Genomic DNA, 25,269 nt, shown 5'->3' with positions numbered 1-25,269 from the left:
CATCTTAACTCTAAATTTATAAAGCTATGAAATATTCAATTATCTTTTTTCTTATTTGTTTCTGCTCATTTATTTTTCAAGTAAAAGCACAAAGCTTGATAGGCTCAAATACGCAAAGTGTTCCAAATCAAACTGCTACAATAAATTATACTTTAATAGCAGATGATGTAAAAGGTGGACAAATGGCTATTGATTTTGATGAAAATAAGCTGTCTTTCCTTAATGTAACTTCTACCTTAGACGGTTTTAGGTATCGTATTGCTTCTAATAAAATTACGCTCTTGTGGATAACCACTACTGCAAGTGATTTTGAAAGTGAAACTGTTATATCTATAGATTTTCAAGTGAAACCTTCTGTAGGTACAGGAAATAGAATTGATTTGCCTTTCTCTGTTAGTCCTGTTACATCTTTGGTTCAATCTGACAACTCTAGAGTTACTCCTAGTCTAACAGAAGCCTATATTGAAATTATTACTCCTACTGATATTCAAAATCAAACTACTTTATCTTTATACAACTCTCTACAAACAGCAATTGACGAAGCAAACCCAAGTGATATTCTGAAAATAGTAACCTATCGTAATTATGACGAAAATATAGTCATTGATAAAAATCTAACTTTCACTTCTGATGCAAATGCATATAATCAAATAGAAATCAATCAAATTAAAATAAATAATGGAAACAAACTCACAATTATAGGAAAAATGAGTGTTTCAGAATTGGTGCATTTAGAAGCAACTGGACAAATGGACGTAGAGGAAAATACAGAGTTTGCTTTACGTTCTAATTCAGAAAAAACAGCTATGGTCATTAATGAATCTGAAACGAATACAATTCAAGGCAAAATAGTTATGGAAAGGTATTTACCTACTCCTTCTACTATTCCTAATTCAAATAATGTTGGTTTTGATGGAACAAGCTATCGTTTGATTTCTTCTCCATTTTCAGATGCTACAATCGCTCAGTTCGAACCTTTTATGAATCTAGTTTTGAATACAAATTATAATACAGCTACTGAACCTGCTTATGTACGTCCGTACCCAACTTTTTTTCAATATGATGAAACAAATGCAGGAAAAAAAACAAGTCAGTTTTATGGTAATTTTATTTCTAATTACAAAGTTCCAAGTAATAATTCAGCTACTACCCTAGAAGTAGGAAAAGGATATCAAGTAAATATTGCTAATTCTCAAACACTAAAATTTAAAGGAAGTTTCAATAATGGAATTCAAACGCTCACAATTACAAATAGTGGAGGAACAGAAATGATAGCCCTTAATAAAGATGGTTTTAACTTGGTAGGAAATCCATTTCCATCTCCTTTAGACTGGGAAAAGGTAATTAGTAATGCAGGAAACAGTAATATTTCGAACACAATTTATTATGATATTCCGACAAGCCAATACGAAGGAACTTTTGCATATTATGTAGCAGGAACTGGAGTTAGTATTAATGGAGGAACAAAAGATATTGCTATCGGACAAGGTTTTTTTGTACAAGCAACTGCACCAATAGGAACATTAGAGTTGAAAAATGAAGACCGACCAACAACTTTTCAAGATGCTCGTTTTTTTAAAGTTGCACAGCAAAAAAACTTGAAAGAAGGGTTAATTAAATTATCTATTTCTAAAGGTGGAAAAACAGATGAAACAGCTATTTATTTTATAAAAGGTGCAACTCAAAACTTTGATTCAAAGTATGATGCTATTAAAATTCATAAAGCAAATAGTAATTTTTCTACACTTTATTCTTATGACAATAAAGACAAAGATTTTGCAATCAATGGACTTGACTTTTTTGATGAAAACATAACAATTCCTTTAGCTATTAATGTTGTTGAAGCTGGAGAGCATACAATTAGTGTAGAGGAAATAAAATACTTTCACTCATTGAGTGAGCTATACCTTTATGATTCACTTACCCAAACACTTCACGACTTAAAGCAAAATAAAGAATATGAATTTGTAACCGAAAAAGCAAATAATGCAAAGCGATTTACACTTCTTTTCAAAAAACCTTCAAACTCTGACTTTTATGAAATAGATAAACTAAGTATTTATCCAAATCCTTCACAAGAATTTGTATCTTTTAGTATTCAAAATAAAAATGGAGGAAAGCAAGTTATTTCTTTATACAATACTTTAGGTTTTATCGTCTATCAAGAAGTTTTTGATAAAAAAGAAAGGCTGTTGGAAGGAAAAATCGATTTGACAAAGTTTCCAAAGGGAATGTATATCATAGAATTAAAAAGTAATAATCAATGTATTACAAAAAAAATTATTAGAATTTAATTACATATAAAAAGAGGGTGTCCGAAAAGTCTAAAAGCTCAAAAAAAGATGTTTTTGAGCAAATTTCAAGTATTTTTTTATTAAATGAATACTTTTTAGACACCCTTTTTAACATTCTACAAATTCTTCAAAGAAAAAAGCTCGTGTAATTCGCCTGTATTCATTTCGGTTATCCACGCATTATTTGTAGAGATTGCCATATCTGCAATTTCCTTCTTAGACTGCAAAAGCTCATTTATTTTTTCTTCCAATGTTCCTTTGGTAATCATTCTATGCACCAAAACATTATTTTTTTGTCCAATTCGGTAGGCTCTATCTGTCGCTTGTGCTTCTACGGCAGGATTCCACCACAAATCAAAATGAATGACATGACTTGCAGCAGTCAAGTTTAGTCCAGTTCCCCCAGCTTTCAACGACAAAATCATAAATGGACAATGTTCTTCATTTTGGAAAACCTCAACAGCTTCATCTCTTCCTTTTCGTGTCAGTCCACCATGTAAAAAGGGAACTTGTGTATGAAAAGTAGATTGTAAAAAGTCTTTTAAAAGCTCTCCCATTTTGGTATATTGAGTAAAAATCAATGCTTTTTCATCGGCTTCATAAATCTGTTTTACAATCTCTAAAAGTAATGCTGTTTTTCCCGAATCACTTATTTTCATGGTGCTTTCCTTCAAAAAATGAGCAGGATGATTGCAGATTTGTTTGAGTTGCATCATGAGTTTCAAGATAATTCCTCGCCTTTTTATTCCTTCAAATTCTTCTACTACTTTCATTCCTTCTCTCAAAGTAGTTTCATAAAGCAAAGTTTGTTCTTTAGTGAGCTTACAAATTTGGTCTTTTTCTATTTTTTCTGGCAAATCATCAATGATACTTTTGTCTGTTTTGAGTCTTCGCATAATAAAAGGCGCAGTCATTTTTTTGAAAATATCTGCTCTGTGTTCGTCTCTATCTCTTTCTATGGGAATAGAAAAATTAGTTCTAAACTTCGATAAAACATCCAAATAATTCTCATTTACAAAATCAAAAATAGACCAATATTCACTCAAACGATTTTCGACAGGCGTACCCGAAAGTGCTATTTTACGAGGACTTTGCAGCATCTTGATAGCTTCTGTTTGTCCAGCAGCAGGGTTTTTTATGGCTTGAGCTTCATCAATAATCACACACGACCATTCTCGCTCGGCAAAACGTTTGTCTTCGCTTCTGACTGTTCCATAGGTTGTAAGCCAAATATCAGGTTTGAAAGAATCCTTATTATCTAGCCATTTTCTATTTGCTCCATGATAAATATAAAAAGAAAGTGAAGGCGCAAACTTTTCAATTTCTCGTTGCCAGTTGCTCAAAAGTGTTGTTGGAAGAACAGCCAAAGCAGGTTGATTTTCTCCTCCCAACTGATTTTCTTCTTTCAGTTTTAATAAAAAAGTAATGGTTTGAAGGGTCTTTCCAAGTCCCATATCATCAGCCAAAATAGAACCCAAACCCAGTTTTGCATTTTGATACAACCATTCATAACCAACTTGTTGATACGGACGAAGTGTAGCTATCAAGTCTTTAGGTGTTTCAATTTTTGGAGCTTCTTTGAGTTCTTGCAATAGAGTTCTTACTTTATCACTGAGTTCGACTTTTGTGCCTTGGTATTCTTCTGTAAGTGCTGTTTGTAAAAGCTCTGCATTGGATAATTTTTTCTTTTTTTTCTTTAATTGCTCTACAATTAAAGCAATTTCTTTCTCATCCAACAAAACATATTGGTCTCTGAATCGCCATAAGCCAGCTTTTTGAGCAATCATTCTTTCAAAATCAGCAGCCGAAATTTTCTCATCGCCCATAGCTACTTCCCAATCAAAATCCCAAACACTTCCTAGCTTTAAGAATGATTCTTCTTTTTTGTTTTTAGAATTTAGGCTTGCTTTTAATTTTGGTCTGACTATTTTTTCTAGTCGTTTTGGTAATAATATTTTTATTCCCAAAATTTGTAAAACTGGAAAAATATCTATCAAAATTTTGCTTAATCGTGTTGCTTCTATTTCTTTTTGTATCTGTCCTTGCGTTTCGATAATTTCTTTTATCTCTCCCAAAAAATCAGACAAAATCTGTAAATCTTGCACAATAGGCAAACGCACATCTTCAAAAGAATCATCTTCAAAAATTATGGCTAGTGGAATATGTGGGCTTTCATTTTCTTGATGTTTATGATTATGTTCCTTGTCTTCAATCAAAATTTCTAAACTGAAAGTTTCGTCTGCTTCCTCATAATCGTTTATACTTTCGTGGTCAGTTTCTCCTTCTTCAAAATTTTCTTGAATAGACAAAATAGGAACATATTTTCGTTCAGAAAGTAAGAATTTACCCAGCCAAGCACGAATAAGATGAGGCATATCTTTTTCTTGATAGCCTGTAAAATTCATTGCCATGTTCATAAAAAAGATACTTTCAATCTTCATATTGAGAGATGAAAGACGCTTTTTATAACGAGTTTTTATCCAAGATTCTTCTATATAAAAATGCAAAATCATTCCCAAAATAGTAAGGGTAGATTCTGTTTGGTCTGTATAATGAGGTTCTACTTTTGCTTTTGTCTTTTCTTTATCCCTTGATTTTAAGCCTATATTGACTGTTCTAATATCAATGGTTTCAGAAATTTGCGTCAGAATTTCTTTGATATTTGGATTTAATATAGCAGGTTGCCAACGTATAAAAACTTCATTTTTTTGATTGCTAAAAATAGTTGGAACAATCGCACCACGCTCCAAGAGTGCAAGCGCAAACTGATGAATTTTGAATAAAACCTGTAACTGTTCTGAAAGGCGTTTTATTTCTGTTGTGGGAAGTGTATAGAACAAATCCAATAAGAAACCAAAGCCATTATCAATTTTGGTTTTGACTAATTTTCTCTTTTGTTTGGTTACTTTAAATGTATTTCGGAGTGAATAAGAGGCATCAAAAGTAAATTCGAAGCGTTCTATTTCATAATAATTTTTATCTTGCTTTTCCTTTTTAGATTGATTTTTTTCGTAATTATAAAATTCTTCTTTATCTTCTTCTCGTTGCTCTTCTGTTTCGTAATCTTTCCAATATTCCTCAATCGTTTTGGGTAGTTTTTGATAGGTAGTTTGAAGAATACTTTTAAAATCTTCTTTCTCAAAAAAAGGAGGGTTAGGCGAAAGAAGTTGTAGTAAAGTCTGTTGAAGGTCTGGAATTTGGGCAAAAGAAATATCTAAATTTTCTATTTCTTTTGGTTCTGGAAGTTCTTCTATTTCCTCTAATAAAAGCCATTTTTCTTCCCATTTTGGCATAGAAGCCATTTTTTGTTTTTGGGCATTTTGTTCGATATAAGAAAGCAAATCAAAATCATGCAACAGGAAAATCAAAAATGGATTTGCATCAATTTCTTCTGAAAATGAATAAATCAAAGCTGCAATATGTTTACAAGGCATGGCAAAATCTGGACAGGAGCAACCTGCACTAAAATCTCGCCAACGCTTCGGAAAAAGACTAATATCTTCTTGTTCTAATAAATCAAAAAGTTCTTTTGGTAATTGTCTTTGAGTGAGTTGTTGCCAAAGTTCAGGCTTTTTTTGAAGAGTTTCTAAAATTATCCTTTTATCCATCTCATCAAAGGCTTTCATTTCTACATAAGTAGAATAAGGAGTCGAACGGCTGCCTTTCACTTTTGCTTCTATTGCTGTTCCTCTAATTACTTTTTTTGAAATTGAGCCATTTCGTGCGTAGGTTCTTCCTCGTGTAAGTCTGCCTGTATCATCTATATCTGTGAAGGCTTCTAACCATTTTTGTCCCCACCATGTTTTTCCAAATCCTTTTGCCATTTTTATATTATCCTTTTTTAAGTTTAATAACTTGCTATTTTGATTTGCAAAAATACAATATTTCTGAGGGAAATGATAATAATTGGATTTTGGAATCTTTTTTTTGTCAGAATGGGAATGTAATCCTACCAAAATGAAATAGTATTACTACTTATTAAGAAAGGGAGTTAACTATAAAAATATTTTTTACTCTTAGAACTAAACTAAAAACCTTGTTTTTGAGCTATATAAATGCTGTTTGGGGGTTTTCTAACAGAAAGAGTGAATTTTTTTTTTGACTAAAAACCGAATTGGCAAACCGATTGAAATAAGTAAACCGAATCACAGTTAAAGAAAAGTTCTCAAAGTAACTGTCATTTGTTTTGTTGAGGAAGGACTTCAAAGCAAATTATTTTTAGCAGAAACTTTATTTTTTTAGAATTTTTTTTTATTGATTGTGAGCAAGTAATGAATAGAAACAGCAGGTTAAGTTTGTGGTGAAAGCCTATTTTTTTCAAACTCCTATTTTTAGCGTTTCTATGTAGTCAAAAAAACCCTTTTTCTATTTAATTTAGAAAAAGGGTTTCTTTTTTTATTTTATCTAGGAGACGTAAATACTATTCTACTGTAATTTTATAACTTGTTATGTCAAGTCTTTTTCCTTTTTGAGGATCAAAACCTCCAACTTTCATTGTCATTTCTGAGCTTTCTACCCAGCTTGATTTTATATCAAAAATGATAAACTGTTCGTGATTCATAGTCATTTCTATTTCATCTATTTCTTTTAGTTTTTCTGCTTTTGCTTCCTCACTAATATCCATAGATTTTGTCATAGATAGCATCATAGATTTTACCATATCAATCATTTCTGACATATCCATTTCCATTTTCTGTTTGAAAATTGCTGTGTTGTTCTCTACTTTTTCTAACGCTAGAAAATTTTTAACAGAAAGTTTTTGCATAGGATTGAAAGGGCTTGTATCTGATTGAGTTATAGAAATAGTATCATTTAAGCTAAATGATTTTTCAGAAAATGGAATAAATAGAAAATCAATCTGAGTTTTCATATACTCAATAGCCACTTCTTCACTCATAAAATTAGGGGTAACGATAAGAGAAATAAGAGAAGTCATTCCTTCATTATCTGTTCCTTCAAACAATTTTTCTAGTTCTACAAAACTCTCATCTATCGATTTTTTAGCTTCTTGCCAGTTCAAGAGCTTGTATTCACCTGTGCTTTTATTTAGCTCGTAACGAAACCTTGTATGCTTATAGTTTGGTAACTTCTCTTCTATTTTCTCATCAAACTCTTTTGCTGCTATTATCGCTAAATTCTCCTTAAAGATTTCTAACATATAATTTTCATTTGTTTCCTCAATTACTTTCAGAAAATCTGTTTCTACTAATTCAGAACTTTCTACTAGGCTATCAGCTTCATATTTCTTTTGTATAGTAGTGCGTATTATTTTCTTCTCTGTTCCTACTTTCCACGCTGGTTTGAAAGTGTAATCTTGAGCTTGCAGAGTAAAAGAAAAAAACAAAAGACAGATTGAAAGAAATTTTGAATTGAATGATAGAATATGTTTCATTGTTTTTTAATAAAAAATTGAGAGAATTGAAGATAGAAACAAAAGTAATAGAGACAAAAGTAGAGAAATGTTTTTTTATTAAACAAAATACTGTTCATAATTTTCTATTTTTTCTTGCAATCTTTTGGCTAAATAAAGGCTTGCATCTCCTAGTTTTTCTAAAATGAGTTTAGCTTCTTCTTGATATTTTATTCTTTTTTCTATGTTCCAATAATGAGGAGGTTCTTTAAGATTTACTATTCGGTCAGCTAGTTTTACAAACTGAACTTCTATTGGCTGTTTCAAAAGTTTTTCTAAGCTATCATTCATTTGCTCTTCTTTTGGTAATTTTTCATCTTTTGTCATTGCCCAAACTCCGTTTTTTACTTCTTCACCAAACTGACTTTCTATTTCTTCTAATGTAACTAAAGTATCTTCAACAGTATCGTGGAGAATAGCAACCAAAACACCTAATTGTTGATTTAGATTTTTATCATTCGTTTCTTTTTCTTGAAAAGCAAGCAATGTTTCGGTCATTACTTCTGTGATATGAAGAAAATAAGGTAATTCGGAAGCAGGCATTTTTTGTTCATTATGTGCCTTACAAGCAAAATATAAGGCATTTCTATACAAATCAGTCGTATTCATAAATTATTATTGGTTTATAGTATTTTATTAAAGAAAATTAGACATTAAATTGTGATAAGTGATGATCAAGGTGTTTGTAAAACATATTATTCCATTCTGTTTTAGATAGTTTTCCAAAAGAGTGAGATTCTTTATTATTAAAATACTCTTGACCTAGTTCTTGTGTTTTTGTGATATAGTCTATTAGGCGTTTTTTCTCTGCTTCAAAAACTCGTTCATCTTTTATGATAAATTGAGGTGCTGTCTGTCCATTTCTACTGTATGGTTTTTCTCCTATTACTTGGCTCTTAACAAAAGTTTTGAGAATAAATTTCATAAAAGCATTTGGTTTTGGGTGTTTTTCCTGCTCATAAATCATTTCATAAGTTACGTTACAATGAGCAAGCATTTTTTCTACACTCATTTTTCCCCAAAGAGGTTGAGTCTCTGGAGATAGTTTTTCTATACGCTTGATAGTCTGCTCAACAACAGTTTTTTCAAAAATATTCTTCATTGTTTCTATTTTTTATAGCTAGGTTATACTTATGTTTTTGCTAAAAATAAAGACAATATACTTATTATTTTTTTTAAAACTCTTCCAAAATGCTTGGTATGCTAATATTGAGAGCATAATATCATCCTATCAAAATAATTCAAAATTTTATTCATAGAAATAAATTAATGATTGGTAGAAATAGAGAATTAAACAAAGAAAGATAGTAGCAAATGGTCTAATTTTTCCTTAAATTTAAATTATTCAATCAGAAAAAGAGTTTTCTGCAATTTGATAAGAGAACTAAACTTGAAAATAAGTTTGGCAATAAATCAAAAAAGTTAGTATCTTTTGGCTAGATTTACAGTAAAAGAAAACTAAAAAAAGCATTAAACACTTCATCAAATTGTAATATAATAATTTATCATTGATAATTATTTATAAAACAAATTGTGTTTTTTATTTTGTTAAAAATATTATTTTTAAGGCTAAATACATTCATTTTGCCAATTCGTTTTTTTATAAAAAATCATTCTTCATTCAATTTTAACTTCAAAAACAATTCGATTTTGAAGGTTTTTTGCTTGGTATTATTTTTCTTAGGAAGTTTTTCATTCCATTTTTCTCTTCAAGCACAAACTTTTGATTTGAATGATTCTACTAAAGTTTATTCTTTAGGAGAAAACGTATTTGTTTTGCCAGATACAGAAGGAACATATACAATAGACGATGTAAGCAGAACTGATAAAGTAAAAGACTTTAGGCTTTATAAAGATGTAAAACCTATTTATGATGATGAAACAGATATTTATTGGGTTCGTTTTACCCTAAAAAACACATTTTCTTCTCGTAAATTGTACCTCCTAAAAGCAAAAGATGCAGAAGTAGCTTATCTTTATACACCCACTACAAACGGAATTAGCTATATAAGAAGTGAAGACGGAATTATTTTCCCTCACACCAGTAGAAATATCAAAATTGACCGTTCAGCTTGTTTTGTGATTACTTTAGATAGATTTGAATCTAAAACATTTTTCATTCGTGTAGAACACCGTACGGCATTTGCTAAGCAAAATAAAGGACTTCTCAATACATTAGAACATCTCACCATAGAGGATTTGGCTCGTTCTATCGAATTATCTAAAGAACGTCGTTATTACCAAGGATTTTATTTGGGAGCAATGGTTCTTTTGGCTCTTAATAGTTTGTTTGTTTCTTTTCTATTCAATGACAAACGTTATTTATATTATGTGGGGCTGTTGTTTATGGCAGCCACGCTTAACATGATTTTTGAAGAGTATTTGATAGAATTTTTTATCCCTAATGACCCTACTCTCAACTGGTTATTGACAGTTCCTGTTACAGCTCTGCTTTGGTTTTTCTACACATTATTTTTCAGAAGTTTTCTAAATCTAAAAAAAGTAGCTCCTTTTTGGGATAAATTTTTTATTGGTATAGCAGGTCTCTGTTTAGTCATATTTGCACTTACTTTTATAGATTTATACAAAATGCAGTGGATGGTATTCTTGCTTGTGTTTACTATAAGTATTGCTTTAGTTGTTAATATTGGTATTGTTATCAAGTTCAAACACCGTCCTGCTTCATTCTTATTAGCTGCTAATATTGTATATTTTGGAGGGATTTTGATATTTGCTTTAGCACAATTGGAGTTGATTCCTAGAAGTTATTTTTCTATGCATGCTTCACAGGTAGCTGATATTCTTTTAGGTTTGTTTGTTTCTTTAGGACTAGCTGACCGAGTAAATTATCTACGTACAGAAATAGAGCGTCGAAACGATGAAAATAGAGTTCTTATAGAAGAACAAAAAACAAAATTAGAAAAAGAAGTAGCAGAGCGTACACGAGAAATTACCAAGATAAATATGGAACTCGTTACACAACAAGAAGAGGTTACAAGACAAAAAGAACAAATTGAAAAAGCAAACGAAAACCTAAAAGGACAACAAGGCGAACTTAGAAAAGCCTATCAGGATATTAATCTTTTGAGTGATATTGGAAGAGATATTACAGCTTCATTAGATATTGGAGTGATTATAAATACAGTTTATAAACACGTTGATGAAATGATGGATGCTACCGTTTTTGGTATTGGAACTTATGATGCCGAACGAGAAATGATAGGCTTTAGTCATTTCTACAAAGATGGAGTTATGGTTCCTTATAGAGAAGCACCTATTAATGATGATAGACTTTCTACATGGTGTGCTAGAAATAAAAAACCTGTCTTTATTACTGATTTTGATGAGGAATACTCACAGTATTTACAAGAAAAAGCTCGTGGTGTTTTGGTAGAAGAACGAAATTCTATCATTTATTATCCTTTGATTCAAGAAGAAAAACTCTTGGGTGTAATTACAGTACAAAGTCCACTCAAAAATGCCTATTCTCGTAATCATTATCGTATTTTGGAAAGTTTGGCTGCTTATATTACGATTGCCCTTTCAAATTATGATGCCTATCAAACTATTCAATTAGCTAAAGATGAAATTGATAGAAAGAACCTACAAATTACAGATTCGTTACGCTACGCAAGAGATATTCAAAGTGTAATTTTGCCTGGAGAACGTCGTTTCAAGCGTGTTTTTAAAGAGCATTTTTTACTTTATAAACCTAAAGATTTTGTTTCAGGAGATTTCTTTTGGATAGAAGAATACGAAAACAAAAAGTTTATTGCTGTTATTGATTGTACAGGACATGGTGTTCCTGGGGCATTTATGTCACTGATTGGAACTATGCAACTCAATCAAATTCTTTCTAAAACACAAGAGCCATCAGAAATTTTGGATAATCTTCATATTGGTATCAAAAAAGCATTAAAGCAAGATATTTATCATAATGATGATGGAATGGATGTCTGTCTGTGTTCTATTGAGCATTTGGAAGAAATAAACAGATATAAAGTAGTTTTTGCAGGTGCAAAACGTCCTCTTTATTATGTTAGTGAAGGTGCTTTACATCAACTCAAAGGTACACGAAAGACTATTGGTGGAAGAGGAAGAAATGATAAACCCTTCGAACAAGAAGAAATTTGGCTCAACGAAGGAGATACTCTTTACCTTACAACTGATGGGTATGTTGACCAATCTTCGCCACGTCAAAAGAAAATAGGTACTATGCAATTACTCACTTGGTTAGAACAAATAAGTGCTCAACCAATGGAAAAACAAGGCGAGTTTTTGACAGAAGAATTATCAAGACATCAACAGTATGTTGAACAAAGAGATGATATTACCCTTTTAGGAATACGTTTGTAGAAATATGGATTTTAACTTTGAAATCTGAAATCTTCATGGAAAAATAATTGGGTGTGTTACATAAAGTAATGCTGTTGTTGGTGTTTTAGTGAAGCGACACCAACAACCAAATAACTTATTTTTCTATTGTATATGTCTATAATCAAAAAGAATAAATCCTATTTAATTACTTTTACTTCATGAAGTTAGTACATTCTTTTCCATCTTTGACAGAAAATTTAATCTCTAAATTAAATACTATACTAAGTCAGGAGTTTGGTTATAATTCCATTCCTGATGATTACAAATCATTCTTATTAAAAAATAATGGAGGCTATGTTTTGCCAGGTTATATAGAGGATACAGAAATTACTCAACATCAAAAAGAGGTGGTTTTTGAAACTCCTTTAAGGTGGGCAAAAGATAATAATAAGCCTGTGAGACCTTGTTTAGTTGCCTTTTTTGTAGTTTGGTTAGAAGATGATATGGATGAGAATGAAGTTGAGGATTGGGAAATGGCTGAATTAGTAGCTTCTAATGAACATTCAAAACTTGACTTTGATATTCTACCAAATAATATGATGTCTATTGCAAAATGTAGTCATCCAGATTGTGCTGATATGCTATGTATATCATTAGATAAAAAAGAATATGGGTCAGTTTATTATAATTACGGACTGTGTGACCATCCTGCAAATTTTCATGGAGATTTTTACAATGACAGAATTGAGACAATTTTTAAACAGTACAATATCACTAGTTATGAAGAAATAGACGAAGAAACCATAGAAGGTCAGATAATTATAGACCAAATAAAGAGAGCTTACTTTGTCAAGGTAGGAAATAATTTTTCAGAATTTTTAGAAAACTGTAAGATTATAGAAGTAGAAAGAGAAATTTGAATCTATTTTTCTGTATTTTAATTACAACTAGTAACTTAATCAGCTCTTAACGCTACAATAGGTGCAATTTTGGCAGCCTTGTAAGCAGGAAAAAAACCAGCTAAAGCTCCTGAAAATACAAGTAATCCGATAGCAACCAAGACAACATATAAATCTACTTCAGGATTTCTAAAAAAATCTCCACCAGCTCCTATAAGAATTTTCATTCCCATAATTGCACCTACTCCTAAAGTAAGACCAACAAAACCAGCTACAGACGTAATCACAATAGCTTCACTTACAATCAGACTAACAATAGAATAAGGTGTTGCCCCAAGAGCTTTGCGAACACCAATTTCTTTTGTACGTTCTTTTACAATGATTAGCATAATATTACTGACTCCAATTATTCCAGCCAAAATAGTCATTAAACTAACTGTCCAAACGAAACCACGAATAAAAAGAAAAAGCATTTGAAACTTCTCAAATTCTTCAACAGTATTGCGTACTCTTACAGCTCTATCATCATCAGGAGAGAATTTATGGCGTGCAGCAAAGTCTTTCTGAATATTCTTTGCAATGATATTTGCTTCCTCAACAGAAGCATCACCCACTGTCATCATAAGTTGATTAATACGATTTTTTCCATTAAAAGCCAATTGTGCCGTTGTGATAGGCAAATACATATATTGCATTTCTCGTTCATTGCCATTATCAGAAAAAACACCTACTACTTGAAAAGGTATATCTCCAATAATAATCCATTTGCCAATAGGAATTTGTGGATTTTCTTTAAATGTTTCAAAAAGTTCCTCTGCTACTAACTTTCCAATAACCACAACTTTTCGTTTCTTATCCAAATCTGTTTGATTAATAAAACGACCGTTATCCATCAATGTATTTTCAAGATATTTATGGTCTGGATGGACACAACGAGTATTGTAGGATGAACTCTTATCTTTATATTGTGTAATAAAATCTCCTCTCAAATAAAATCTTCCTGTTTTATATTCTATTCCATCTATATTCTCTAAAGCATCATAGTCTTGATTTTCGAATTGAATCTGACGACCTACAGGCATTCCTTTATAGGCTATTGAAGTTTGTCCGTCGTAGAGCCACAAACTATTTACAGCATCATCTCTAAAGTTGTACTCTACTCCATTTTGAAGTCCTTTGCCTGCTCCTAAAAGCAAAACAAGCATAAAAATACCCCAGCCTACTCCCAAAGCAGTTAGAGAAGTTCGGAGTTTATGTCTAAAAAGAGTATCAATTATTTCGCTCCATTTGTCAGTATCTATTAATCTCATGGTATTTTTATATGCTATAATTTTTATTCACTCACAATATAAAAAAGTCTTATTTGAAATTAAAATACTACAATCTTTTTAACGGATTTTAGTTTTACTTATTTGTATAGCTTTATAAAAATAATTCAAAAACTGCCCAAGCTGCCATTCCCAAAACTAAAACAATAAGAACCCAAACATACCAAGGGGCAATTCTTTGATTAGGTTTTGAGTAAGGTTGTTCTCCTTCAATATCTCTGTAAAGCTGAAAATAAGCACGCCTAGCACTTGTCATTCCTTCCAAAATCTGTTTGTGTTTTTCGAAAGAATCAGCTAATTCTTTGTCTTTTTCTAGTTTTTCTTCAAAAGCAATTTTTTCTTTTTCTGAGAGTGAATCTGACAGATAATCATTAAATTTTTGAGTTGAAGAAGAGTTTGAAAGGTTCATATACTAATATTTTTCTGTAAGAATAGTTTAAATACCTAAAAAGGATAACCAATAGCAATATTCAAGACTAAATTATCTCTTCGCCATTCTTTATCTCTAACTTGTACTTGTCGTCTGACCCAACGTTCATTTTCAGGAAGCCAAGGTTTGCTAAGAGGAAAAGCAACATCAAAACGAAGAACAAAAAAAGTAACATCAATGCGAAGTCCTGCACCTACTCCCACAGCAATATCATTGATAATATTTTTTTTCTTAAATAATCCTCCTTCACGATTGGGGTCTTCTTTGACTAACCAAACATTTCCAGCATCTGCAAAAATAGCACCTTTGAAAACACTATAAATTGGAAAACGATATTCAATATTTGCTTCTAAACGCATATCACCTGTTTGGTCATAAAAAAGTCCACTCGTACTATCTTTTGAAATATATGAACCTGGTCCAATAGAACGAGCCTGAAAAGCACGAATACTATTTGCTCCTCCTGCAAAAAACTGTTTGGTGTAAGGCAATACATCAGCATTTCCATAAGGAATTCCTACACCTGCAATAAAACGAGTTGCTATTTTATGATGCGTTTCTTCATTAAAATTTAAGTAATATCTAAAATCTATATCTGCACGAGCATATTGTGCATAAGGCTCACTCAAAATAGTATAAGGCTCTGCTCCTGTAGCTTTTTTAGATTCAAAAATACTTTGAATGCTGTGTATTAAATTACCTCCTACATCAATATTTCCATTAAAGAAGATATGATTTTTATTTTTTCTAGCATTTTCATCTACTTTGGAAGCACTTTGATAAGTAAATGAATAATTTCCACCAAAAATAAATTGATTTTGAAAACTTCGTTGTAAAAGTGGATTATCTCCAATGGCTTCATTAAAGAGGCTTGTTGTGTCCATTAAACGAACATAGTTTATAGAAATAGGATTAAAACGGTGTCTTTTAGTAGCTGTTTCTTGCCAATCATAACCAAATTGAGCTGTTCCAGAAAGAAGTTTAAAGTAATTTACTCTACTTAGTAGCCTAACATCTCCTTGATAGACTGTTCTTGGAACAAACTTTTGAGCCAAACGAGGTAATTTGATAGGACTAACGAAGCGAGGAATATAAATTTCTACACCTGCACCAATTTCATAGGAATAAAGTCCGTTTTGTTGATTAGGCTGCTCTACATTTTGATTTGAATTACGTCCACTTATTTGTGTTTCGAAACGTCCATCTAAACGAACTACTAAAAGCTCTGCTCCACGAAAAGCATTTTTATTGCGATAACTAATGTTTAGACCAGGTCCTGCAAAATTATTGGATTTCGAAACTAAATTCAATTCTGCTCTCAATGATTTTCTTTTTGAAGGAACCATTTGAATATAAGCATCTAAATACCCTTCATTTCCCAAAGAATCAACAGGTTTGTATCGAATGTCTGCAAACTTCAAAGCTCCCAAACCCATCAAACGTTTTAAAGTTTGTTCATGTCTTTGAGCAGAATAAAGTGTATCTGGGTCTAAATAAATCGAACGAGCTAATATTTCAGGACGGAAAGTGCAACCATCCATCATACAATAAAAAGTAGAATCTCCTTCCAAACGTCCCATTCTTTGTAGCTTTGCAGCATTCTTAATGCTATCCATTCCCATTTTATAATTAGGAAATAAAAAAACATTACGGATTCGGTAAGGTTTTCTAGCAATATCAGGCATTTGCTTTTTGACTTGCATGTAGATATTCATCTGACGATCTCCGACTGTTGAATCTACTTTATAAATTATAAATTTATCACTAAAGTAAAAATATCCTTTTTCTTTTGCATAGTCATTTAACCTACTTCTTTCTTGTTCTAAAAGAGCAAAATTGTAAGGATCTCCTTTTTTTAGGAGTGTTTCTTTAGTAGCATTATTCAAGACATTCCCAAGTGGTTCAGGCTCTTCAGGAAAATTTATAGAATCCAATCTATAAGGTTGATAAACAGTTGCTGTATAAATTATTTCTGCTTTTTTTCCCTTCTGTTCGATTTTAGCTTCTGTTTCTGCTTGAAAATGTCCATTTGCTAGAAGCCTATTCAAAACAAGCTGACGTACACGCTCTTCATTTACATCTTTTACTAAAACTGGAGGTTTGCCAATTTTGGTCATTACCCAATGATTAAAACCTTTTTCTTTTTCAGTATAAAAAGTATTATAAAAAGCCAATTGAGGACGCATCCACAAAAATTTTGTATTTGGCTCTGGTGCTAAAACTTCTTCTACTTCAGCTTCTACACGGTCTTGTTCAGGAATTTTACCTTCCTTCTTCTCCCATTTTATTTCACTTCCTGTATATAAAGGGTTTTCTTTTGTGATTCTGCTCATACCTGTACAACCACTCATTATGAAAGGGACAAGTAGAAAAAAAGAAATAACGAAAAATTGTAAAGAAAAATGAGGTACGAAAAGGGAAAAAATGTTTCGCATTTTGTAAAATAAATATTAAACTATAAAAATGAAGGAATAACAAAATAAGATTTGTTTATACTTCAACTTAAATTTATAGATTTTGTTTTTTAGATGAAAAAGTAAAAATGAGTAAATTGAATTCAGCACAAAGCTATTTCCTAAATTAGCCTAGAAAAGTATATTATCAATCTTTGTTTTGGTACACTTATAATATAAATATTATTCTATTATAAAAAGACTTGATAATAATTTGTTACTTTTGTCCAAAAGGACTTTTTCGCAAAAGGATGACATCTAAACTATTATAATAATTACTTGTAGTATTTCATTGTAGCATTCCCAAATACTGATAAAGCTATATCAACAAATAGTTTGTGTGTTGTCTAAATTATTTCAAAACACTAGTAGTATAACTAATTATGAATCTTAATCTCAAAAACCCTTTAGCTTTCTTTGACTTAGAAGCAACAGGCATAGACACTATAAAAGACCGTATTGTAGAAATTTCTATTGTAAAACTAATGCCTAATGGCGAAAAACAAGTTCATACACATAAAATAAACCCAACTATTCCAATTCCAGATATTACTACCAAAATACATGGAATTAGTGATGAAGATATAAAAGATGCTCCTACTTTCAAACAAATGGCAAAAACATTTGCAGGTATTTTGAAAGGTTGTGATTTGGCAGGTTTTAATATTATGCGTTTTGATGTCCCTATGCTTGTAGAAGAATTTTTGAGAGCAGGAGTAGATTTTGATATTTCGAATCGTAAACTTGTTGATTTGCAAAGAATCTATCACCTGATGGAACCTCGTACACTTTCGGCTGCCTATAAGTTTTACTGTAACCTAGAATTAGAAGGAGCGCATAGCGCAGAAGTTGATACTTTGGCTTGTGTTGGAATTTTGGAAGAACAAGTAAAAAGGTATGAAAACATGGAACACAAAGATACTTTTGGTAATGTTACTATTCCTGTCAAAAATGATATGGAAACTTTACATCAATTAAGTTTCTCAAATCGTATTGATTTGGCTGGAAGAATGGTTTATAATGATAAAAATGAAGCTGTTTTTGCTTTTGGAAAACATAAAGACAAAAAAATTGAAGATGTTCTGACAAAAGAATCTTCCTATTATGATTGGATTATGAAAAATGATTTCCCCCTAAACACCAAACAAGAACTTACAAGAATAAAACTAAAAATGAGTATGTTGAATAAGTAGTGATTAACTATTAGTACAAGAAGATATTTTGTTGATAGCTCACACAGCTAAATTCTATATTCAAAAACTGCTTTGTCTTTGATTTGCAGTTCGTAATTTTCGAAGAACATGGAATATACAATTGATGTTTATTTGGTATTATTAGCTGCTGGGTTTTTAGCAGGAATAATTAATACTTTGGCAGGAAATGGCTCAATTCTGACAATTACAGCACTTTCTGTGGCTGCTGGCTTACCTGTCGGAATGGCAAATGGAACAAACCGAGTAGGTGTAACTTTCCAAGTTTTGGTAGGTCTTCGTACTTTTCTAAAAAGTGGAAAGACAAATTTTAAAGGCGTTTGGAAAATTGCAATTCCTACTATTTTAGGTTCTGTTTTGGGAGCTTATGCAGCCGTTGAAGTAGGAAAGTCAAATGAAATTTGGTTGAGCCGTGTGATTGGTGGTGTAATGGTTTTTATGCTTTTCTTAGTTTTAAACAATCCAAAAAAATGGATAGAAGAAGACAAAAATCGTAAAGAATTAGCTTTACCTTGGCTAATACTCATTTTTTTAGCTGTTGGTTTCTATGGAGGTTTTATTCAAGCTGGCGTAGGTGTGATTATGCTCGTCGTTTTGATGTCAGCAACAAGTTATGAGCTTACTAATGCAAATGCTATTAAACTTTTGCTTACTCTTCTTCTCAATATTCCTGCTTTTGCTATCTTTATTTGGAGTGGTCAAATAGAATGGATTGCTGGTATTACCCTTTCCGTTGCTCAAATGATTGGTGCTATGTGGGCAGCTAAGTTTGCAATCGGACATCCAAAGGCTAATTATTGGATACGAGCAATTTTGATAGGAATTATCCTCATTGCTATTGTGCGCTTCTTGGGAATCTATGATTTTTTGAGTGAAAAATTATTGCTTCTGCTCTGATTCGTTTTTTTTGCATCCAATTTTTTTAAAATTTCAAGAAAAAGCGATAAAAAACAAAGTGCCAATAACTTGTTAGGAATATAACACATCTATAATTTTTATTTTTTAATTCGTAATTGTTCTAAGTAACTAAACAAATTTGTAAATTTGTGTTTATTGTTTTGTCTGCCTTTTATTTTTTTAGTTAAATTGTTTATAATGACTTAACTTTGCTCTAATTCTGCAATAAAATTTGAGCAGTTTTTAGAAAAAAAACCTAAACTCTAAAATAAAAGCTACACTACATCTCAATTACTTACTGCACTCACTCAACAACAGCCTAACACATGAAATATCCAAACACCAATATACACCCAGATGCTAAAATTGCAGAAAATGTAATTATTGAACCTTTTGCAACTATTTATGGCGATGTAGAAATAGGAGAAGGGACATGGATAGCTGCAAATGTAGTAATAATGGATGGTGCAAGGATAGGTAAAAACTGTAAAATTTATCCAGGGGCTGTTATTTCAGGAGATCCACAAGACCTAAAATATAAAGGTGAAAAAACATTAACTATAATTGGAGATAATACTACAATTAGAGAGTTTGCAACTATCAATAAAGGAACAGATGATAAGATGCAAACAACAGTTGGTAATAATGTATTGGTAATGGCTTATGTACATATTGCTCACGATTGTATTGTTGGAGATTATTGTGTTTTGGTAAATGGAGTGCAACTGGCAGGACATGTAGAAGTAGAAGAATATGCAATTATTGGAGGTACAAGTGCTGTTTTACAGTTTGTCAAAATTGGCGCACATGCCATGATTGCAGGTGGTTCGTTGGTCAGAAAAGATGTTCCTCCTTATATTCGTGCAGGGCGTGAACCTCTTTCTTATGCAGGAATCAATATTGTAGGCTTACGACGACGTGGTTTTAATGCTGGAAAAACTGCCGAACTTAGAGAAATATACCGTCTTATTTATTCAGCAGGATTAAATACACAAGAAGCTCTCAAACAAATAGGAGAAATAGAACCACAAACAACAGAGAAAAATCAAATTGTAGAATTTATACGAAATGCAAAAAAAGGAATTATTAGAAGTGGAAATGAAGATGATAGTATCGGAATATAATTAGTTACCACTCAAATTTCTAATTTAATGTTTTTTTTTCTACAAAATACGCTTTCTTCTGAAATAAATGGCTTTTCTAGAATTGAATATTTGGCTGTCTTTAATGCTATTATTTTTGGTTTTATTGTAGCCGAATTTTTTATGGGTTGGGGAAATTTTATGCGTTATCGCTCCCAAATTCGTTTTGATTTTATTCCTGTCATTTGGTCTTTTCTTACTTTCTTGGTTTCTATCTTGATTTGGTGGGGAACTTGGACAAACAATGAATTTATTGGCATTAATATTTTCTATTATTATTATTCTCTTGTTTTGCCTCTGATTCTATATTTGGTTTGTGTGTTTTTATTTCCAAAAATCAATGAAACCAGATATGAAAAAGATATATTTGACTTAGAACGTTATTTTCAAAAACAAGCTCCTATTATCTGTTTTTTATATGGGTTACTATTTACAGCAATGATTATTAATTCTGTAATTTTTCAAGAATATGAATTTTTTCATCTCAAAAACTATATTAAAGGAGGTGCTGCCCTGCTTGCTTTCGGAGGAATTGTTATCAAAAGCAGAAGGTATTATTGGCTAATTACGGCTATTATGCTGTTTTTGTTTGTAGGCTTTCTTCTTACAATGGAGATATAACATTAATATTCAAACATAGGCTGTACAAACTATAAAAAAAATTCCTCGTATTTTTGAGTTACTACACAACAAAAAATACCGAGGAATATGTCTAAACGACAGTATGAATATAGGATAAAAAACTGGAAATCCAAAGCTATGGCACGCAGAAAAGAAAACGACTATTTAAAAAGTCGTATTAAAGAACTCTTAGATAGCCGAGATTCTTGGAAAAAAAAATATCAAGCAGAAAAATTACAAGGCAAATTAAACTTGTCTACTAAAAAAGCAAAAAGACACCAGTATAGCTTACAGGTAGTCAATTTTGTACTAGAACTATATAAATATGGTGGTATGAGTTTACGCAGTTGTCGTCATACGTTAGTTTGCTTACATCTTTGTTTTGGTTTACAAGGCAAATTACCAAGTCATAGCAGTATCCGTAATTGGTTATGCAAATGTGGAGCTTATCGTCTTGAACACACAGAAAACCAAAGTAGCGAGTATGTGGTCTATGTGGATGAAAGTATTAGTTTTGGTAGTGAAAAAATACTTTTGCTACTAGGTGTTTCAGTAGATGCTATTCCTAAAAACCGAAGTTTATCTCATAGTGATATGGAAGTTTTGGCAGTAGAAATTGGTAACGAATGGAGAGGCGAACAAATAGCGAAAGAATTAAGTAAAATAGCCTCTGAAACAAAAATAAAATATATTGTTAGTGATGAAGGTACTAACTTAAAAAAGGCTTATAAATCATTGAATTATACCCATATAGAGGATTGTACTCATATTTTAGCTAATCATTTAAAGCGACTTTATCATCAAGATGCTGATTTCAAATTATTTAGTAACCTTGTCGGTCAATTACGACAAAAATGGAATTTAAGTAAAGATAATAGTCAGTATATGCCTCCTTCTATGAGGGTAAAAATGCGTTTTGCAAATATCTTTCCTTGTGTTAATTGGGCAAAAAAAATAGTACAAAATTGGGACAATTTACCCTCATGTGTTCAAGAACAAGTTCTTTTTTTGAAAGAAAAAGAGGAGTTTATAAAAGGACTAATACAGGTAGAAAAAGTATTTAAAATGGTTTGTCAAGAGCTTAAAACTACAGGATTTGGAGTTTTACAAAAGAAAAATATTCTTAATAAATTGCTACTTATTGAGTCTCAAGCAGGAGACAAATTAAACCCAAAAGCAAAAGTTTTTATGGAGAACGCTAAATTATATTTGAATAATTTAGAAAACAAAAGTAAGAGTTTGAAGGAGGAATTTATTCTTTGTAGTTCTGATATTATTGAGAGTTATTTTGGAAAATTTAAAACTAAAATAAATCCCAACAGCAGAAGTGGTTTAACTGAATTTATTTTTACAATAGCTACTTTTGGAAGAGCTTTTTCAATAGAAGAAACTCAAAATGCGTTAGAAAACATAAAATGCAAAGAGTTAAAGTTGAAAAAAATAATGAAAAATGTTGCTTAAATCAAGGTCAAAAAATTAGGGAACTTTTTGACCTTGATTGAACAGCCTAATTCAAACACTAGTCTAATTTAACTCCCCAAAACGTAATATCATCACGCTGGTCAGCATCTTTCTTATGTGCTTCTAGAAAATCAATTAATAAATCTTGTTGTGTTGCCATATTTTTATCTAAAATAGTATTTAGAAATAATTTTAAATTATAACTTCCAATACGTTCAGCTTGTGGCGAATTTTGGTCTGCAAATCCATCAGTAGTAAGGTATAAGGAAGAGCCTATAGGAAGTTGAATAATATTTTCTTCAAAAAGTCGTTTTTCTTCTCGTTGTTTTCCTCCTATCGAACTTCGTGTTGCTCCTATTTCTTGAATTTTTGTATGTGAAGGTTCTGAATACCAAAGAGGACGTTTTGCTCCAGCATAAGCTACTTCGTAAAGAGCCGAAGTACGCCTTTCTATTCTACACAAAATCATATCCATGCCATCCTTATTTATTTTTGAGCTGTTCTTTGATTTTGCATCTTGTTTTAATAGTTTTCGTATTCTCTCATGCATCAATTTCAAAATTTTGGAAGGCTGCATGTGTTTTTCTTGATTGATAAGCTCGTCTAAAAGCATATTGCCAATCATAGACATAAATGCCCCAGGTATTCCGTGTCCAGTACAGTCTACAACAGCAATAAATGTATAACCATTTACTTTTGTAAGCCAATAAAAATCACCACTAACAATATCTTTTGGACTATAAATCAAACAATAATCTGAGAATTGATTCAAAATAGCTTTTTCAGTTGGAGTAAGAACGCCTTGTATGGTTTTGGCATAACGCATACTATCTAAAATATTTTGATTTTTATCTCTGATAAGTTTATACGCATTTGCATTGGCAACAGCAATTGATACATAAGTAGCAAGATTACGCAAAAGAGCTAAATTATCTTCTGTATAAGGATTTTTATCAAAGCTCTGAATGGTCATGACACCAATCGGACGTTCACGAATACGAAGAGGAATAAAAAATGCCGTTTGAGGTATTTCTCCAATAAGTGGACTAATATATTTTTTGTTTTTTTGGAAATATTCTTTCTTTACATCAATGATAAAATATTCTTTGTCTTCTAAAAAAGACTGTACCGAAATGCTTTTTGTATCTTCTGTGGCAGACTCTATATGAAATGGCAAAATCTCATTTTTTTCTATAAAATTATTGTATTCGATGGCTTGCGAACGAGGATTATAAATACCAATTCCGAAACCATCGACAGGCATAATGTGTTCTATACTTTCTTTTATAATGGAAATAAGGGCATTTTCATCCATAGTTGCCGTTATTTTTCGTCCAATTTCAGACAAAATAGAAAGGCGTGAAAATGTTTCTTTGAGTTGAGTGTTTTGTTGAGTAATTTCTTCTTTTTGCTGACTTATCTCTGTGCTTTTTTCTAATATTTCTTTATTTTGATTATCTCTATCTCTTTTTTGAATAAAAACTAAAATAGCAATGACAAGTAAAAGAATTACAACAGTAGCTAGGGAGTAATTCCAATTTTCTTTCCGTTCGATTTCAGACTCATGTAATTTTTTTTGTTCTCTCAAAACTGAAATAATCTGTTCTTGTCTTTCACTCTCAAAGATAGCTTGTAGTCGTTTGGTTTCATTTACATTTTGGTCATTTTTTAAAGAGTCATCTAATATGACATACTTTTCAAAATAACTTGCAGCTAATTCAAATTCAGATTTTTGTTGATAGATATTTGCTAAAAGTCGATATACATTGCCTAGGTTATGCCTCAAACCTATTTGACGAGCTAAATCTAAAGCATTTTTTGCAAAAAACTCACTTCTTTTATAATTTTTATTATCATAATAATACTCTGCTTTTCCAAAATTAATGTAAAACCAAAGGTGTCTATCTTGTAGTTTGTGAGCTATCTGTTCTGCTTTATCAAAATAAAATAAAATTTTCTCTTTAGTTTGATTTGTCTTTATAGAATCGGTTTTTACCAAACTCATTCCTAAATTTATATAATACTGACAGAGAAGCATATTATCCTTTAGTTGAATAGCTATAGGAAGTCCTTTTTTAAAATAAACACTCGCTTCGTTATAATCTTTTAATTCTAAATACACACTTCCAATATTCAAATAACCTGTTGCTATTCCTGTACTATCATTTAATTTTTGCTTCATTGTGATAGCCTGTTTGTGCATCTGAATTGCTTTTTCGTATTTATTATTTTTCTTATAAATCAAAGCCATATTATTTAGCGCACGAGCTACTTGAAGTTTCTTATCATAACGCTGCTGAATACCTATTACAGTCAATAAATTTTCTAAAGCACGTTGATAATTTCCTTGTACGTAATATATACCTGCTAAATTATTAAGTACAAAAGAATATTCTACAGAATCTCCTATCTCTTGATAAACATCAGCAGAAATTTTAAAAAAATGAATCGCAGAATCATAATTGTTTTTATATTGATGATAAAAACCAACCAAGCGTAGAGCTTTTGCTCTTCCTTTGAAATACAGATTTTCTTTTGATTTCTGAATAGCTAATTCTGCCAAATTTTTACTAGAGTCATTTTTATTTTTTATATATACCTCTGAAATTGTTAAAAGTGTATTTATTTTAGTAGTATCTTCTAGTTCTAATTTTTCAGCAGAATTATAAACTAACCAAAGACTATCTAATTCTTTTTTATTTTGTTTGTTATTAGGCACATCAGATTGAGCCATCATTTCGAATGAAATAAAGGTAATATTGAAAACCAATAAAGTAAAAAAATGAATTAGTTTATTCATCTATAA

The 25,269-nt window shown here is 31.2% G+C and carries 16 protein-coding genes; 8 read left to right on the top strand and 8 right to left on the bottom strand.

All coding sequences use genetic code 11. The annotated features are described in order from the left end of the window. Positions 1-26 precede the first annotated feature (26 nt). On the top strand, positions 27-2,294 hold the full coding sequence (locus tag V9L04_RS06835) for a T9SS type A sorting domain-containing protein (protein ID WP_338793340.1): 2,268 nt from the start codon (positions 27-29) through the stop codon (positions 2,292-2,294). 116 nt (positions 2,295-2,410) lie between these two features. On the opposite strand, the gene V9L04_RS06830 is transcribed toward V9L04_RS06835, so the two are convergent. From V9L04_RS06830 to V9L04_RS06815, 4 genes are all read right to left on the bottom strand, one after another. Next, positions 2,411-6,118 carry a DEAD/DEAH box helicase gene (locus V9L04_RS06830; RefSeq protein ID WP_338793339.1) on the bottom strand — a complete coding sequence of 1,236 codons (3,708 nt, stop codon included), beginning with the start codon at positions 6,116-6,118 and terminating at the stop codon, positions 2,411-2,413. Between the two features lie 596 nt (positions 6,119-6,714). Then, positions 6,715-7,686, bottom strand: coding sequence for a hypothetical protein (locus V9L04_RS06825; RefSeq protein ID WP_338793338.1), 972 nt, complete (start codon positions 7,684-7,686; stop codon positions 6,715-6,717). A 78-nt stretch (positions 7,687-7,764) separates the two neighbouring features. Beyond that, positions 7,765-8,313: an HD domain-containing protein gene (locus V9L04_RS06820; RefSeq protein ID WP_338793337.1), complete on the bottom strand. Its 549-nt coding sequence runs from the start codon at positions 8,311-8,313 to the stop codon at positions 7,765-7,767. A 37-nt stretch (positions 8,314-8,350) separates the two neighbouring features. After that, positions 8,351-8,806: a DUF1569 domain-containing protein gene (locus V9L04_RS06815; RefSeq protein WP_338793336.1), complete on the bottom strand. Its 456-nt coding sequence runs from the start codon at positions 8,804-8,806 to the stop codon at positions 8,351-8,353. 548 nt (positions 8,807-9,354) lie between these two features. Here V9L04_RS06815 and V9L04_RS06810 point away from each other — a divergent pair. After that, positions 9,355-12,060, top strand: coding sequence for a 7TM diverse intracellular signaling domain-containing protein (locus tag V9L04_RS06810; protein ID WP_338793335.1), 2,706 nt, complete (start codon positions 9,355-9,357; stop codon positions 12,058-12,060). Positions 12,061-12,239: 179 nt separating this feature from the next. After that, the gene (locus tag V9L04_RS06805; RefSeq protein ID WP_338793334.1) at positions 12,240-12,941 is read left to right on the top strand and encodes an SMI1/KNR4 family protein; all 702 of its coding nucleotides are present in this window, start codon (positions 12,240-12,242) and stop codon (positions 12,939-12,941) included. A 35-nt stretch (positions 12,942-12,976) separates the two neighbouring features. On the opposite strand, the gene V9L04_RS06800 is transcribed toward V9L04_RS06805, so the two are convergent. The 3 genes from V9L04_RS06800 to V9L04_RS06790 all read right to left on the bottom strand — a co-directional run bounded on the left by V9L04_RS06800 (position 12,977) and on the right by V9L04_RS06790 (position 17,113). Continuing rightward, on the bottom strand, positions 12,977-14,230 hold the full coding sequence (locus tag V9L04_RS06800) for an ABC transporter permease (RefSeq protein WP_338793333.1): 1,254 nt from the start codon (positions 14,228-14,230) through the stop codon (positions 12,977-12,979). Positions 14,231-14,342: 112 nt separating this feature from the next. After that, entirely contained in the window at positions 14,343-14,657 is a 315-nt protein-coding gene (locus V9L04_RS06795; protein WP_338793332.1) for a hypothetical protein, read from the bottom strand. Between the two features lie 35 nt (positions 14,658-14,692). Continuing rightward, positions 14,693-17,113, bottom strand: a complete 2,421-nt coding sequence (locus V9L04_RS06790) for a BamA/TamA family outer membrane protein (protein ID WP_338793331.1) — start codon at positions 17,111-17,113, stop codon at positions 14,693-14,695. A gap of 401 nt (positions 17,114-17,514) precedes the next feature. On the opposite strand from V9L04_RS06790, the gene V9L04_RS06785 reads away from it, so the two are divergent. From V9L04_RS06785 to V9L04_RS06765, 5 genes are all read left to right on the top strand, one after another. After that, a complete protein-coding gene (locus tag V9L04_RS06785; RefSeq protein WP_338793330.1) occupies positions 17,515-18,324 on the top strand; it encodes an exonuclease domain-containing protein in 810 nt (269 codons plus the stop codon). A 108-nt stretch (positions 18,325-18,432) separates the two neighbouring features. Continuing rightward, on the top strand, positions 18,433-19,239 hold the full coding sequence (locus V9L04_RS06780; protein ID WP_338793329.1) for a sulfite exporter TauE/SafE family protein: 807 nt from the start codon (positions 18,433-18,435) through the stop codon (positions 19,237-19,239). Positions 19,240-19,565: 326 nt separating this feature from the next. After that, positions 19,566-20,363: an acyl-ACP--UDP-N-acetylglucosamine O-acyltransferase gene (lpxA, locus tag V9L04_RS06775; RefSeq protein ID WP_338793327.1), complete on the top strand. Its 798-nt coding sequence runs from the start codon at positions 19,566-19,568 to the stop codon at positions 20,361-20,363. A gap of 27 nt (positions 20,364-20,390) precedes the next feature. Continuing rightward, the gene (locus tag V9L04_RS06770; RefSeq protein WP_338793326.1) at positions 20,391-21,002 is read left to right on the top strand and encodes a hypothetical protein; all 612 of its coding nucleotides are present in this window, start codon (positions 20,391-20,393) and stop codon (positions 21,000-21,002) included. Between the two features lie 87 nt (positions 21,003-21,089). Next, complete coding sequence (locus V9L04_RS06765) at positions 21,090-22,463, top strand: hypothetical protein (protein WP_338790948.1); 1,374 nt, start codon at positions 21,090-21,092, stop codon at positions 22,461-22,463. A gap of 58 nt (positions 22,464-22,521) precedes the next feature. Here the strand turns inward: V9L04_RS06765 and V9L04_RS06760 are convergent, their stop codons facing one another. Further along, a complete protein-coding gene (locus V9L04_RS06760) occupies positions 22,522-25,263 on the bottom strand; it encodes a tetratricopeptide repeat protein (RefSeq protein ID WP_338793325.1) in 2,742 nt (913 codons plus the stop codon). Positions 25,264-25,269 lie beyond the last annotated feature (6 nt).

It is taken from the genome of Bernardetia sp. MNP-M8 (assembly GCF_037126285.1).
Classification (GTDB): domain Bacteria; phylum Bacteroidota; class Bacteroidia; order Cytophagales; family Bernardetiaceae; genus Bernardetia.
Note: the sequence above shows the minus strand (reverse complement) of the source record. Positions and strands in the feature narration are given on the sequence as shown.